The organism is Cellulosimicrobium sp. CpK407, assembly GCF_051844275.1.
Classification (GTDB): domain Bacteria; phylum Actinomycetota; class Actinomycetes; order Actinomycetales; family Cellulomonadaceae; genus Cellulosimicrobium; species Cellulosimicrobium cellulans_G.
Genome location: NZ_JBGNYC010000047.1, coordinates 20,874 through 35,114, shown reverse-complemented (window position 1 = coordinate 35,114; position 14,241 = coordinate 20,874). Strand labels below are relative to the sequence as shown.

The following is a 14,241-nucleotide window of genomic DNA, read 5'->3' as shown; positions in this document are numbered from 1 at the left end:
CGCGGCACCACCACCCACCCCGCCCGGCGTCGTCTCGCCCTGGTCGGTGCTCACCTCGGGCGACCGCCCGCGGTGTCGGTCTCACCAGCACGTTGCCGCTTTGCGTCCGGTCGCCGTGGAGCTTTCCCGCCCCGTCCCGGCACCGTCCCTGCGCGGCGCCGCGGTCGCGGGATGTCGGTCGCGGGCGTCTGGCGAGCAGGCGGGGCTTGGTTCGTCCGGGGGGCCGGAGGAATAACCTATACGTGCGTATGGTTATCGACCTCGGGCCGTGAGTGCGGCTCGTGGGAACGAACGAGGAGTGGACAGAGATGGTCGCCGCCGAGGGGCTCGTCATCGACTGGGCGCAGATGCCCACGTACAACACCGTGATGTCCGTCGCCGTCGGCGCCGGGCTGATCCTGCTCGTCATGCTCGGCCGTGAGCTGCTGCGGTCGCCGGGGAAGGTCGTCGTCGAGGGGTGGTCGCTCGCGTTCGGCGTGCTCGGCACGATCCTCACGGCGACCGGGCTGCACATGACGCTCACGTGGCCGCTCGCCGCGGGCGGCTTCCCGTTCGACAACATCATCTTCGGCGAGACGAGCCTCGCGTTCGGCGTGCTGCTCCTCGCCGCCGCGTTCTACCTGTGGACGCGCGGCCGCGCCGCGCTCGAGCGGGCCGACGCCACCGAGCACCTGCAGGCCGTCGCGCGCCCCGTGTCGGTGTTCGTGCTCGGCATGGGCCTCGGGCTCGTCGCCATCGCGATCGCCGGCGTGACGTACCAGCTCTTCGCCGCGCCGCCGGAGGAGCCCATCTCGGGCGCGTTCGCCGCCTACCCGCTCGTCGAGGCGATCTTCATGTCCGGGCTCATCGCGCTCGTCGGCGTCGGCGCGATCCTCTTCCCGTTCGCGGTGCGCTCCGGTCGCCGGGTCGTCCGCGTCGTCATCGGGTGGGCATGGGGCCTGTCCGGCGTCGCGTTCCTGCTGTTCGGCGCCATGAACTTCTTCACCCACATCGGGCTCATCGTCAACACGATGGGCTGACGAGGGCCGCCGTCCAGCGGGCGGGCGGGACCCCGTGGGCCGGGACGGCTCGCGGGGTTCGCCTCGCGCGCGCGAGGCGTCATCATAGGGGCCATGCAATCACCGGTGCGCGCCGTGGCTCACGCCGCGGTCCTCGCCGTCGTCGCCGGGCTGTGCCTGGCCGTCGTCGCGAGCGGCGCGTTCGACGTCGTGTCGTTGCCCGACGCCGCCCCGGCCGCGGTGCCCTCGCCTCCCGCCGCGTCGGAGGGCGGGGACGCCGCCCCGGTGGACGACGGCGGCGCCGACGACGCTCCGGGGACCACGCCCGACGACGAGGCGGCCGAACCGGGGGACGAGGCCGAGGGCACGACGGCGGACCCTGCCGCCGCGACCGCCGTCGACCCGGTCTGCCGGGACGCGGAGGTCGCGTGGGGCGCCGCCGCCAAGGCGCAGGTGAACCTCACCGTCGAGCACCCCGAGGCGCTCGTCGAGGGGTTCACGACGGCCCGCGACACCCTCGCCGGGGCCTCGCCGCCCGACGAGATCGCGCGCGACTGGGCCGTCGTGACGACCTATCTCACGATGATCGCCGACGAGGTCGAGGCGACCGGAGCGCGCGACACAGGTGAGCTGTCCCGGGCGATCGACCGCGTCGGGCGCCGCATCGACACGGGCGCCCTCACGTCGTCGTCCCGGGCGGTCACCGACTACTTCCGTGCGGGGTGCACCCGCTGATCGAGGGCAGGCAGGTCTTTCACCCCGTGGCGCTCGCCACATGGGGAGCGGTCCCCACCTCGGCGGTTTGGGGGCGCGCGAGGCGCCGCCATGGGAAACCATGGGGCACATGCGCAACCGACTGACGATCACGAAGACCACGACCGCCCTCGCGACGAGCGCCCTTCTCGTGCTCGGCCTCGCCGCCTGCGGCGGCTCGGGCGACGACGCGAGCACCGACTCCGAGACGACCGCGTCGGAGGAGACCACCCCGGCCGAGGACGAGTCCTCGGAGTCGGAGGACACCACGGAGGAGGAGACCGGCGACGCCGAGGCCTCGGGCGACTTCTGCACCGCCTACCAGACGCTCCTCGACGCCCAGAGCACGCTCGGCTCGATCGACACCAGCGACCCGGCCGGCGCCGTCACCGAGTTCGAGACGTTCACCGCGTCCCTCGAGGCGGCTGAGGCCCCCGCCGAGATCAGCGGTGACTGGGACACGGTCACGGGCGTGTTCCGCCAGCTCACCGACACGCTCGAGACCGCCGTGGACGACCCGGCCAGCGCCGACCTGTCGTCCATCACGTCGCTCATGACCGACGAGTCGTTCCAGACCTCCGCGCAGAACGTCGCGGTGTACGGCACGCAGAACTGCTGACGCCCCTGCTCCCTCCGGACCCCGGCCCGCCTCGGCGCGCCGGGGTCCGGCGCGTCCGGGGCCGGACCGGACGCCCCGCGCGCGGATCCGCCAGGATGGACCCATGCCTCCTGCCGACGCCGCCCCAGCCTCCTCCGCGCCCGCCCGGCCGGACGCCGTCGTGAGCCCGCCCCCGCCGGGCGCGGGCCTGGCCCCGGCGGAGCTCGCGGAGGCCGCGACGACGCTGCGCGCGGACCTCGCGGCGGCAGGCTTCACGGTCGACGGCGTCGAGCGGGTGCTCGGCCCGGTCGCCTCGGCCGCGCTGCACCGCGAGCAGGCCGTGCCCGCGCGGCGCGCGCTGCGGGGACGCGAGGGTGACCCCACGGCCGCGCTCGCCGCGCTGTTCCTCCTGGGCGACGACGTCCCGCGCGCCGCGGTCGACGCCGCCCTGGGGCGCACGGGGGTCGACGGCGCCCGGCGGCTCGGGCTGGTCGAGGCCGCGGGCGCGGCGGACGACGACGCCGTGCGCGCACTCGTGGACCTGCGGCCCTACGCGGCGTCGGACGCGGCGGGCCCGGTGACGTGGTGGCTCTCCTCGGACCTGGGCGAGCTCGCGACGGGTCGCCGGCTCGCGGCCGACCACGTGCTGGGCGCGGGCGGGGCGTCCCTGACGCTCGCGCAGGTGACGGTCCGCACCCCGGTCGGACGCGTGCTCGACCTCGGGACGGGCTGCGGGATCCAGGCCCTGCACGCCGCGCGGCACGCGCGGTCGGTCGTCGGCACCGACATCTCGCGGCGAGCCCTCGGGTTCGCGGCGTTCAACACGGCGTTCAACACGGCGTTCAACGTGCCGTTCGGCACGGGTGCGGCCGGGGCCACGGGGCGTGGCGCGGCGATCGAGCTCCGCGAGGGGTCGATGCTCGAGCCCGTCACGGGCGAGCGGTTCGACCTCGTCGTGTCGAACCCGCCGTTCGTCATCACACCCCGCGCGGGCGGTGCCGGCGCGCTGCCCGAGTACGAGTACCGCGACGGCGGGCGCGCGGGCGACGACGTCGTGCGCGACCTCGTGACGGGCGTCGCCGCGGTCCTCGCGCCGGGCGGCGTGGCCCAGCTCCTCGGCAACTGGGAGCACCGCCGCGGCGTCCCGTGGGACGAGCGCGTCGGGGAGTGGCTCGACGAGGCGGGGCTGGACGGCTGGGTGGTCCAGCGCGAGGTGCAGGACCCGGCCGAGTACGCGGAGACGTGGATCCGCGACGGCGGGACGACGCCGGAGCGCGAGCCCGGGGCCTGGGCCGCCGCCTACGCCGCGTGGCTCGACGACTTCGCGGCCCGCGACGTGGAGGCCGTCGGGTTCGGCATCGTGACGCTGCGGCGCCCGCTCGACGGCGCCCGCCCCACCCTGCGCCGGCTCGAGGAACGCACGGGGCCCGTCCGCCAGCCCCTCGGCGGTCACCTCGCGGCGGCGCTGGCGGCGCACGACTGGCTCACGGCGCGCGACGACGCCGCGCTCGCGGGCGCGTGCCTCGCCGTCGCGCCCGACGTGACCGAGGAGCGGTTCCACACGCCGGGCGCTCCCGACCCGACGGTCGTCCTGCTGCGTCAGGGCGACGGCTTCGGGCGGGCCGTCCAGGCGTCGACGGGGCTCGCGGCGCTCGTCGGGGCGAGCGACGGCGAGCTCGCCGTCGGGCAGCTCGTCGGGGCGATCGCCGCGCTCTTCGAGGTGCCGGCGGACGACCTCGCGGGCGAGCTGCTGCCGAGCGTGCGAGGCCTCGTGGGCGACGGGTTCCTGGTGCCGGTCGGCTGACACCCGGGTCCGGCGACGTTCGCGGTCGCGAGACGGGCGCGACAGGCGAGACAGGGCGGCCCCGCACCGATACGTTCGGGTGGCATGGACCTCGAGGTGCGGCACCTGCGCATGATCGTGGTGGTGGCCGAGTCGGGCAGCGTGACCAAGGCGGCGGCGTCGCTCGGCCTCGCGCAGCCCGCCCTCACCGCCCAGCTCAACCGGATCGACCGCACCCTGGGCGGGTGCGTGTTCACGCGCGACCGCCTGGGCGCGCGCCCGACCGAGCTCGGCGAGCTCGTGCTGCGGCACGCGCGCGTCGTGCTGCCCGCGATGGCGGCGCTCGTCGACGACGCGCGGCGGCACGTCTCCGACCGGTCGACGGCGGGTTCCGTCCGCGTGGGGACGGTGAGCTCGGCGATCGGCGGGCTGTTCGCGAGCCGCCTGCACGCGGCGCTGCCCGGCGCGCTCGGGGTGGACGACCTCCTCGTCACCACGGCGACGTCGTGGTCCGTCGAGGAGACGGCGGAGCGGCTGGCGGGCGGGACGCTCGACGTCGCGCTGGTCGGGATGTGCGGCGACGCGGCCCCGCCCGCGGACGGGGGCCTCGTCTGGACGGCGGTGTCGACGGACCCCGTGTTCGTGCTCGTCGACGAGTACCACCCGGTCGCGGCGCGGGACGCCGTCGGGCTGGGCGAGCTGGCCGACGCGCTGTGGCTCACGGCCCCGGGGAGCGGGTGCTTCGAGCGGTGCTTCGTGAGCGCGTGCGTGCGGGCGGGGTTCACGCCGCGGGCGATGGGGGAGTCGGACCGGACGTCGTGCATCGACCAGGTGCGCGGCGGGCACGCGGTCGCGCTCGTCCAGCCCGTGCTGCTCGACGCGCCCGGCGTGCGGACGGTCGCGCTCGACGGCGCCCCGCTGCGCTGGACGCACCACGTGGGCTGGCGCCGCGACGCGGCCGAGCGTCTGCCGGTCGACGCGATCGCGCGCGCCGCCGCGGGGGCGCACCGCGACGCGGTGCAGCGCTCGCCGCGCTACCGGCGCTGGCGTGCCGAGCACCCGGTGGAGATCGCGTAGGGGCGAGCCCGCACATAGCGCCCGCGTATGACCTGATCGCGATCTGGGCGTGGGCTGGACGTCTCCCTAGCGTGACCTTCGACCGGGCCACCCGGGCCCGGCGAAGGGAATGGACGACATGACACGACCACTCCGCAGGAGGATCGCCGCGGTCACCGCCGCCGCGACGCTCCTGACGGGCGCGGCCGCGACGCACGCCGTCGCGGGCACGCCCGCCCCCGAGGACCAGCGCGCGACGGTGCGCGCGGTCCCCAAGACGACCCCTGGCCTGGAGCGTGCGCTGCAGCGCGACCTGGGCCTCAGCGCGCGGGACGCACGGACGCGTCTCGCCTTCCAGTCCGACGCGGCGGGCACCGAGGCGGCGCTCGAGCGTCGTCTGGGCGCCGACTTCGCGGGCGCCTGGGTCGACGACTCCGCGAACGTCCTCTACGTCGGCGTCACCGACGCCGCCGACGCCCGTGCGGTGCGGGCCGAGGGCGCCACCGCCGTGACCGTGGACCATACGCTCGCGGACCTCGAGTCCTGGCGCGCGACCCTCGACGGCGCGCTCGCCGACGACCCGGCGGCGCTGCCGGGCTGGTACGTCGACGTGACGCGCAACCGCGTCGTCGTCTCCGTCCGCGAGGGTGGCGAGTCCGACGTCGCCGCGCAGGTCGCGGCGGCGGGCGTGCCCGCGGACGCGGTGGCGTACGAGGAGACGGCCGAGGTGCCCCGGCCGCTGATCGACGTCGTCGGCGGCAACGCCTACACGATCGGTGGCGGCACGCGGTGCTCCGTCGGGTTCGCGGTCCAGGGCGGGTTCGTCACCGCCGGGCACTGCGGCTCGGTCGGCGCGCGCACGTCGGGCCCCGCCGGCACGTTCCGCGGGTCGAGCTTCCCCGGCAACGACTACGCCTGGGTCCAGGTCGACGCGGGCAACACGCCGGTCGGCGCGGTGAACAACTACGCCGGCGGCCGCGTGGCCGTGGCCGGGGCGACGCAGGCACCGGTCGGCGCGTCGGTGTGCCGGTCGGGCTCGACCACCGGCTGGCACTGCGGGACGGTCCTCGCGTACAACGCCTCGGTCACGTACGCGCAGGGCACCATCACCGGCCTCATCCGCACGAACGTGTGCGCCGAGCCGGGCGACTCCGGCGGCTCGCTGCTCGCGGGCAACCAGGCGCAGGGCGTCACCTCCGGCGGGTCCGGCAGCTGCAGCACCGGCGGCACGACGTACTTCCAGCCCGTCGGGGAGATCCTCTCCGCGTACGGGCTCACGCTCGTCACGAGCGACGGCGGGGGCGGCGACCCCGAGCCCCCGACCGGCTGCGCCGGCTACGCCCGGACGTACACCGGCACGCTCTCGGCCGGGGCGACGGCCGTCCAGCCGAACGGGTCGTACTACACGGCCGCGACCGCGGGCTCCCACCGCGGCTGCGTCACGGGCCCGGCCGGCAGCGACTACGACCTGTACCTGCAGCAGTGGAACGGGTACTCGTGGGTGACGGTCGCGCAGTCCACGTCGCCGGGTGCCAACGAGTCCCTGACGTACAACGGCGCGGCGGGCTACTACCGGTTCGTCGTGCACGCCTACGCGGGCTCGGGCGCCTACTCGCTGGCCACGACAACCCCCTGAGCCCCTGACCGTCTGACCCCGTCCGCGTCGAGCACGAGGTTGCTGTCGTTCCCGTCCTCTTTCCGGGAGCAACCTCGTGCTCGACGGCGTGCAGGGACGTGTTCGGCGTGGCTCGCCGCATGCCGGGGTCCCGTCAGGCCAGCAGCGCCGGGCCGTACTTGAGCACCACGAGGATCGCGAGACCCACGAGCCACGCCGCCACCAGGTAGCCGAAGGCCCCCGAGCGCACGAACCCGAGCAGCCGTGCCTGCGCGGCCCGCGGCAGGTACAGGTTGTCCTCCAGGACGTTCCAGTGCAGGAGCGAAGCGAAGACGAGCGTGGTCGAGACCGTGATGAGCAGGCACCACGGGCACAGCGCGCCGATGACGAACATCGACTGGGAGAAGAGCCAGTAGGCGAACACGACGCCGAGGAAGTAGACGCATTGCGCGGCGAAGAGGAACCAGCGGGGGAACCGCGTCCCGCCCAGCGCCGCGACCGCCGTCGTGATGACGATGGGCTCCGCGATCAGGCCGAGGAACGCGTTGGGGAAGCCGAACACCTGCGCCTGCCACGACTGGGCGACCGTCCCGCACGACAGCACGGTGTTGACGTCGCACGCGAGCGTGGCGGTGGGGTTGGCGGCCAGGAGCACGGCGTCGTACGACAGCACGAACGCCGCGGTGAGGCTGAGCAGGCCGAACAGCAGCATCTCGCCGAACAGGACGCCGCGGGAGTGGGTCCAGCCGGTGGGGCGGGCGAACGGGTCGAACGCCGCGTCCTGCGCACCCCCCGGGCCCGACGGCGTCCGGCCCGGGCGCGGTTCGTCCGTCAGGGCGGTGGTCGTTCCGGTCACGGGCGGTCCTCGGGTCCGCGGGGCCCCGCCGGGTCGGGGGACGCCCCGGCGGGCGGGCAGAAGGTGGCGCCGGCCGGCAGGGTGGGCGCGCTGCCGGCTCGGCGCCGCACCCAGGTTACGAACCCCGCACCCGCCGCCGACAGGGACCATGGTCCCGGATCCTGGCCGCCGAACCCGCCGAACCCGCCCCGCCACCGGTCGAACACGACATGAGGGACGTCGAGGGGCCGAGAGCGACCGCCGTGTCGTGCTCGACGGGGCGTCGTGTCGTTCTCGGCCGAGGTGTGCGACGACGGTGGGTCGTCACGGCGGTAGGGGCGTCCCCGCCTAAGATCTGGGGGCGCCCGCGCTCCCCGCGGCGCGAACCGGCCCGAGCCCCACCCGCCCGAGAGGACCTGCGTGCAGCACGACGACGTCGACTCCCTGCGGCGGTCGAGCGCGGCGTGGCGGCTCCTGCGCGCGGACACGGCGCCGCTCGTGCTGTCGTTCCTCGGCACCCTGTTCGTCGAGGACAACGTGCGCGCGATCCCCGAGAGCGAGCTCGTCGCGCGGCTCGACGACCACCTGTGGGCGGTCGACGGCCGGTCCGCACGAGCCTCCGGAGCAGAGCCGCGGTACCCGCGACCCCCGCAGGCGTACGTCGACCACTGGGCGCACCCCGACCAGGGCTGGCTGCGCGCCTGGTACCCACCGGGCTCGGCCGAGCCCCACTACGACGCGACGCCCGCCGTCGAGCAGGCCGTGCGCTGGGTCGCGTCGCTGCGCGGGCGCGGGTTCGTGGGCACCGAGTCGCGGCTCAACACCGTGTTCGAGCTCCTGCGCCAGCTCGCCGTCGGGACCCAGACCGACCCGGCGGAGCGCCTGCGCGAGCTCGAGGAGCGCCGTGCGGCGATCGACGACGAGATCGCCCAGGTGCGTGCCGGGCGCGTCGCCGTGCTCGACGCGGCGGCGCAGCGCGACCGCTACCAGCAGCTCACGCAGACCGCCGCCGACCTGCTCTCCGACTTCCGGGAGGTCGAGGCGAACTTCCGCTCGCTCGACCGCGAGCTGCGCGAGCGCATCACCGGCTGGGACGGCGCCAAGGGCGAGCTGCTGGAGGAGGTCGTGCGGTCGCGCACGGCCATCGCGGAGTCCGACCAGGGCCGCTCGTTCCACGCGTTCTACGACTTCCTGCTCGACCGTCGCCGCCAGGAGGAGTTCGCCGCGCTCGTCGAGCGCGTGCAGTCCCTCGACGCGATCGCGCCCGACGTCGTCCGGCCGGCCCCGGGGGCGCCCGGGCCGGACGTGGACGCCGCCGCGACGGACGCGGCGGCGCGGGAGCAGGAGCACCGCCGGCTACGGCGCGTGCACTACGACTGGCTCGACGCCGGCGAGCGCACGCAGGCGACCGTGCGCACCCTCTCGGAGCAGCTCCGCCGCTTCCTCGACGACCAGGTCTGGCTCGAGAACCGGCGGGTCATGGACATCCTGCGCGGCGTGGAGGCCAAGGCGCTCGCCGCGCGCGACGTCGCCCGCAGGGCGGGAGGACCTCCGGGGATGACGGTCGACGCCGTCGCGCCGGAGATCGTCCTGCCGACCGAGCGACCGCTCTTCACGCCGCGCCCCACGGCCCGGCTCGACTCGGACCACGTCGAGGCCGGCGACGACGACTTCGAGGTCGACGCGCTGTACGACCAGGTGCACGTCGACCCGGAGCGCCTCGCGCGCACGGTCCGCGCGACGCTCTCCCGGCCGGGCGGCCCGGGGGAGGTCGCGCTCGCCGACCTGCTCGCCGACGCGCCGCTCGAGCACGGACTGGCGGAGCTCGTGACGTACCTGTCGCTGGAGGACCCGCGCTTCGTCGTCGTGCACGACGAGGAGCGCACCGACGAGGTGCGCTGGGAGGGCGAGGCCCCGACCGGGCCCGTCGCCGAGGACGGGGCGCCGGACCCCGTGGTGCGCGTCGCTCGCCTGCCACGCGTCACCTACGCGCGGCGCACCGGGGCGGGCGGCCCGCCGCGCGACCCGGTGCCCGTGCCGAGCACCCCGCCAGGCCAGCAGCCCCACGACACCGACCCGGCCCCGGAGGAGACCCCGTGAGCACGACCCGCACCGCGCGCGACCCGGAGCTGTCCGTCGTCGTGACGTCGCTGCTCAAGGGCGTCGTCTACCGCGAGTCCGGCGAGGCGCTGTGGCGCGACCTGCTCGCGCGCGAGGCGCAGGTGCGCGACACCGTCGCGATGATGGGCCTGCAGGTCGTCGTCGACGAGGGCGACGGCTACGCCTACCTGCGCTCGCAGCCCGAGCACGAGCGCGACGAGCGCGTGCCGCGCCTCATCCCGCGCCGCGAGCTGCCGTTCGACGTGAGCCTGCTGCTCGCGCTGCTGCGCAAGCGGCTCGCGCAGGCCGACTCCGAGGGCGGTGACACGCGGCTCGTGCTCGCGCGCACGGAGATCGTCGACCTGCTGCGGGTGTTCCTCGCGCAGGACGCCGGCGCGGCGGCCAACGAGGCCAGGCTGGTGGACCGCGTGGACGGGCTCGTGCGGCGCGTCGTGGAGCTGGGCTTCCTGCGCCCTGCGGGCCGCCCCGACCCGGACGGCTCGCCCGCCGGGGGCGCCCCGGGCGAGGACGGCGACCCGGCCTCCGGCGACGCGCGGCGGTACGAGGTGCGTCGCATCCTCAAGGCGTTCGTCGACGCGCAGTGGCTCGCGGACTTCGACGCGCGCCTCGCGCAGTACCTGGAGCTCGCCGCGGACGGCGCCGGGACGGGACCGGGGTCGCGCGCGGGCGCAGCGGCCACCGGGACGAGCGCAGGGACGGGCGCAGGGACGAGCGCGGGCACGACGACGAGGACGGTGGCGTGATGGAGGGCCTGTTCAGCGCGGTCGAGCTGCACGACCCGGCGGCGGACCTCGACGCCCGGGCGGGCTTCCGCCTCGAACGGCTGGAGGTGCTCAACTGGGGCACGTTCGACCAGCGCGTGTGGGCGTTCGACCTCGACGGGCGCAACGCGCTCCTCACGGGCGACATCGGGTCGGGCAAGTCGACGATCGTCGACGCCGTGACGACGCTGCTCGTGCCGTCGCACCGCATCTCCTACAACAAGGCGGCCGGAGCGGGCGCGCGCGAGCGGTCCCTGCGGTCGTACGTCGCGGGGCACTACAAGTCGGAGCGCGACGAGGCGACGGGCACGACGCGCCACGTCGGGCTGCGTGAGCGCGGCACGTACTCGGTCGTGCTGGGACGGTTCTCCAACCGCGGGTTCGACCAGGAGGTCACGCTCGCCCAGGTGTTCTGGCTCGCGCCGGGGCAGTCGGGCCAGCCCGACCGGTTCTTCGTCACCGCGGACCGTCCGCTGACGATCACCGAGGACTTCGCCGGGTTCGGCGGCGACGTGGCGGCGCTGCGACGTCGCCTGCGCGAGTCGGGCGCCCAGGTGCGCGACCACTTCCCCGAGTACGGGCGCGACTTCCGTCGTCTGCTCGGCATCCCGTCGGAGCAGGCCATGGACCTGTTCCACCAGACGGTGTCGATGAAGTCGGTGGGCGACCTCGGCGAGTTCGTGCGCGAGCACATGCTCGAGCCGTTCGACGCGGACCGCTGGACGGACCGGCTCGTCGCGCACTTCGACGACCTCACGAGCGCGCACGACGCCGTCGTGCGGGCCACCGCGCAGATCGAGCGGCTCGCGCCGCTGCTCGCGGACTGCGACGCGCACGACGCGCTGGGGGAGCGGTCTGCCGCGCTCGTGGCGCGCCGCGACGCCCTGCGCGCGTTCACGGCCTCGCGGCGGGTGGCCGACCTCGACGGGCTCATCGGCGCCCTCGACGAGCGCGTCGCGGACGGCGAGTCCCGCCGCCAGCGGGTCGGCGACGAGCTGGGGCTCCTCGCGGCCGAGCGGCAGCGGCTCGAGCTCGAGCGCGCGGGGCACGGCGGCGACCGGCTCGCGGCGATCGAGGGCGAGGTCGCGCGCCGCGAGGTCGAGCGCGCCGCGCGCGAGCGCCGCGTCGCCCAGCTCGCGGGCTACGCCGCCGCCGCAGGCCTGACGCTCGGCGGCCCGGACGGTGCCGAACCCGGGGTTTCTCCCCAGGGCGAGGACGTCGTGGGGAGCCAGCCAGGGTTCGGCGGAGGGGCGGCGGGCGTGGCTGCCGCGCTCGTCGACGCCGCGGCGTTCGCCACGCTGCGGCGTGCGGCCGACGACGCCGCGGTGCGCGTGCGCGACGACCTCGCCCGGGCGGAGGAGCGGGCGAGCGAGGTCGCCGCGGAGCTGCGCGCCGTCGAGCAGGAGACCGCCGACGTCAAGGCCGAGCTCGCGAGCCTCGCCGACCGCCGTTCCAACCTGCCGCGCACCCACCTGGAGGTGCGCGACCGGCTGTGCGCCGGCGTCGGGCTCTCCCCGGCGGACGTGCCGTTCGTCGGCGAGCTGCTCGCGGTGCGCCAGGAGCATGCCGACTGGGAGGGCGCGGCCGAGCGCGTGCTGCGCGGTTTCGCGCTCTCGTTGCTCGTGCCGGCCGCGCACTACGACGCCGTGTCCGCGTGGGTCGACCGCGAGCACCTGGGCCTGCGGCTCGTGTACCACCGGGTGCCCGAGCGCGTCCCGGCCGCCCGGCCCGCGCCGCGCGACGACGTCCCGCTGCTCGCCGACCTGCTCGACGTGCGGCAGCTCGACGACGCGCCGTCCCTCACGGCGTGGGTCGAGGCCGAGCTGGAGCGGCGCGCCGACCACGCGTGCGCGCCGGACCTCGACGCGTTCCGCCGCCTCCCGCGCGCGATCACGCGCGCGGGCCAGGTGAAGCACTCGCCGGACCATCACGAGAAGAACGACACGCGTGCCGTCGACGACCGCCGCGGCTACGTGCTCGGCTGGTCGACGCAGGCCAAGATCGACGCGCTGCTGGAGCAGGCGGCCGAGGTGACCGCGCGGCGCGACACGCTCGCGCGGCGCCGCGACGAGGCCGCCGCCGCCCGGGGCGACCTCCAGGCGCGCTCGGCCGCGCTCGGCCGGCTCGACGTCTACCGCGACTGGGACGAGCTCGACCGCGGCGCCGAGACGGCGCGCATCGCCGAGCTCGCCGAGGAGAAGCGGCGGCTCGAGCAGGCGAGCGACGAGCTCGGCCGGATCGCGACGCTGCTCGACGACAACGCGCGTCGCCACGGCGAGCTCGAGGCCGAGCGCGACCGCGTCGTCGCGACGCTCGGCGCCGACCGGCACGCGCTCGACGAGGCGCGCACCGCGCGCGAGCGGGCGCGGGCCGTGCTCGACGGCGCGGGCGAGGCGCTCGACGAGGAGACGACGGCCGCCCTCACCGCGGAGTTCGACCGCGAGCTCGCGGCGGTCGGCGCGGCCGGCGCCGACCGGGACGGTGTCGGCCGGGACGGCGCGACCGGCCCGACGCGCACGGCCGACCTGGACGCCGTCGAGAACGCGGTGCGCTCGCGGCTCACCGCCGAGGCGGAGCAGGCGCAGCGCGAGCGCGCGGACCTCGGGACGCGGATCGCGGGGCAGATGGCCTCGTTCCGGTCGGCGTACCCGGTCGAGACGGCGGAGCTCGACGCGGACGTGCGCTCGGCCGACGGCTACCGCGAGATCCACGACCGGCTCGTGCGCGACGACCTCCCGCGGTTCGAGGCCGACTTCAAGGCGTACCTCAACACGAACGCGATCCGCGACATCGCCGGCTTCGCGGCCGAGCTCGCCAAGCAGGCCGACGTCATCCGCGACCGGATCGACACGATCAACGACTCGCTCCGCGCGATCGACTACAACCCGGGCCGGTACATCCGCCTGGAGATGTCGCGCACGCCCAACCTCGAGGTACGGGAGTTCCAGCAGGACCTGCGCGCGTGCACCGACGGCGACGGGATCCTCGCCGAGGACGACCGCGCGCTCGCCGAGGGCGACGGGTCGCTCGCCGACGGCGCGCTGTCGTACTCGGAGGACCGGTTCCTGCGGGTCAAGGCGCTCGTCGAGCGGTTCCGTGGTCGCGAGGGCATGACGGACCTCGACGAGGCGTGGCGCCGCCGCGTGACCGACGTCCGCAACTGGTTCGTGCTCTCCGCGTCGGAGCGCTCGCGCGCCGACGACTCCGAGCACGAGCACTACTCCGACTCCGGCGGCAAGTCCGGCGGCCAGAAGGAGAAGCTCGCGTACACCGTGCTCGCGGCGTCCCTCGCCTACCAGTTCAAGCTCGACTGGGGCGCGGTGCGGTCGACGGCGTTCCGGTTCGTCGTCATCGACGAGGCGTTCGGTCGGGGGTCGGACGAGTCGACCCGGTTCGCGCTCGAGCTGTTCCGCCGCCTCGGGCTGCAGCTGCTCATCGTCACGCCGCTGCAGAAGATCCACGTCATCGAGCCGTACATCTCGGCCGTCGGGTTCGTCGACAATCCCTCGGGGCGGTCCTCTCGCCTGCGGACCCTGTCGATCGCCGCCTACCGCGACGGTCGCACGACCGGCGAGGCGCCGCCGTCGGACGCCGGACTCGAGACCGCAGCGGAGCCCGAGCCCGCCGCGAGGTAGAGCCCCGGTCACGCGAGAAGACCCCGGTCGCGCGAGGGGAACGCTGGTCCCGGCGAGGTTCCCTGAGCGGACGCCGTGCCCGACGA

Annotated in this window: 10 protein-coding genes; 9 read left to right on the top strand and 1 reads right to left on the bottom strand. The window is 75.6% G+C overall.

The genetic code is table 11. The features are described 5' to 3' along the window. Window positions 1-308 precede the first annotated feature (308 nt). The 6 genes from ABWU78_RS17000 (at window position 309) to ABWU78_RS16975 (ending at window position 6,824) form a co-directional block, all read left to right on the top strand. A complete protein-coding gene (locus ABWU78_RS17000) occupies window positions 309-1,019 on the top strand; it encodes a DUF981 family protein (RefSeq protein ID WP_253055294.1) in 711 nt (236 codons plus the stop codon). Window positions 1,020-1,112: 93 nt separating this feature from the next. Further along, complete coding sequence (locus tag ABWU78_RS16995) at window positions 1,113-1,733, top strand: hypothetical protein (protein ID WP_353707572.1); 621 nt, start codon at window positions 1,113-1,115, stop codon at window positions 1,731-1,733. Window positions 1,734-1,842: 109 nt separating this feature from the next. Continuing rightward, window positions 1,843-2,370 (top strand): hypothetical protein, encoded by a 528-nt coding sequence (locus ABWU78_RS16990; protein WP_253055296.1) that lies wholly within the window; start codon window positions 1,843-1,845, stop codon window positions 2,368-2,370. Between the two features lie 103 nt (window positions 2,371-2,473). Further along, a complete protein-coding gene (locus ABWU78_RS16985) occupies window positions 2,474-4,153 on the top strand; it encodes a DUF7059 domain-containing protein (protein ID WP_439159027.1) in 1,680 nt (559 codons plus the stop codon). A gap of 84 nt (window positions 4,154-4,237) precedes the next feature. After that, window positions 4,238-5,209, top strand: coding sequence for a LysR family transcriptional regulator (locus ABWU78_RS16980; protein ID WP_353707574.1), 972 nt, complete (start codon window positions 4,238-4,240; stop codon window positions 5,207-5,209). Between the two features lie 118 nt (window positions 5,210-5,327). Beyond that, window positions 5,328-6,824, top strand: coding sequence for a S1 family peptidase (locus ABWU78_RS16975; RefSeq protein WP_353707575.1), 1,497 nt, complete (start codon window positions 5,328-5,330; stop codon window positions 6,822-6,824). Between the two features lie 133 nt (window positions 6,825-6,957). On the opposite strand, the gene ABWU78_RS16970 is transcribed toward ABWU78_RS16975, so the two are convergent. Beyond that, window positions 6,958-7,659, bottom strand: a complete 702-nt coding sequence (locus ABWU78_RS16970; RefSeq protein ID WP_253055300.1) for a vitamin K epoxide reductase family protein — start codon at window positions 7,657-7,659, stop codon at window positions 6,958-6,960. Window positions 7,660-8,058: 399 nt separating this feature from the next. Here ABWU78_RS16970 and ABWU78_RS16965 point away from each other — a divergent pair, with 399 nt between their 5' ends. From ABWU78_RS16965 to ABWU78_RS16955, 3 genes are read left to right on the top strand one after another with little or no spacing between them, the layout of a single operon-like run. Beyond that, window positions 8,059-9,738 carry a DUF3375 domain-containing protein gene (locus ABWU78_RS16965; RefSeq protein ID WP_439159026.1) on the top strand — a complete coding sequence of 560 codons (1,680 nt, stop codon included), beginning with the start codon at window positions 8,059-8,061 and terminating at the stop codon, window positions 9,736-9,738. Then, window positions 9,735-10,502, top strand: a complete 768-nt coding sequence (locus ABWU78_RS16960; RefSeq protein ID WP_439159025.1) for a DUF4194 domain-containing protein — start codon at window positions 9,735-9,737, stop codon at window positions 10,500-10,502. The genes ABWU78_RS16965 and ABWU78_RS16960 overlap by 4 nt, the downstream gene beginning before the upstream one ends. Next, a complete protein-coding gene (locus ABWU78_RS16955; protein WP_439159024.1) occupies window positions 10,502-14,155 on the top strand; it encodes an ATP-binding protein in 3,654 nt (1,217 codons plus the stop codon). The genes ABWU78_RS16960 and ABWU78_RS16955 overlap by 1 nt, the downstream gene beginning before the upstream one ends. Window positions 14,156-14,241 lie beyond the last annotated feature (86 nt).

Bases quoted from the DNA above. Each gene is read 5' to 3' on its own strand.
- ABWU78_RS16975 (WP_353707575.1), top strand. From the start codon at position 5,328: ATGACACGACCACTCCGCAGGAGGATCGCCGCGGTCACCGCCGCCGCG.
- ABWU78_RS16985 (WP_439159027.1), top strand. From the start codon at position 2,474: ATGCCTCCTGCCGACGCCGCCCCAGCCTCCTCCGCGCCCGCCCGGCCG.
- ABWU78_RS16990 (WP_253055296.1), top strand. From the start codon at position 1,843: ATGCGCAACCGACTGACGATCACGAAGACCACGACCGCCCTCGCGACG.
- ABWU78_RS16980 (WP_353707574.1), top strand. From the start codon at position 4,238: ATGGACCTCGAGGTGCGGCACCTGCGCATGATCGTGGTGGTGGCCGAG.
- ABWU78_RS17000 (WP_253055294.1), top strand. From the start codon at position 309: ATGGTCGCCGCCGAGGGGCTCGTCATCGACTGGGCGCAGATGCCCACG.
- ABWU78_RS16995 (WP_353707572.1), top strand. From the start codon at position 1,113: ATGCAATCACCGGTGCGCGCCGTGGCTCACGCCGCGGTCCTCGCCGTC.
- ABWU78_RS16955 (WP_439159024.1), top strand. From the start codon at position 10,502: ATGGAGGGCCTGTTCAGCGCGGTCGAGCTGCACGACCCGGCGGCGGAC.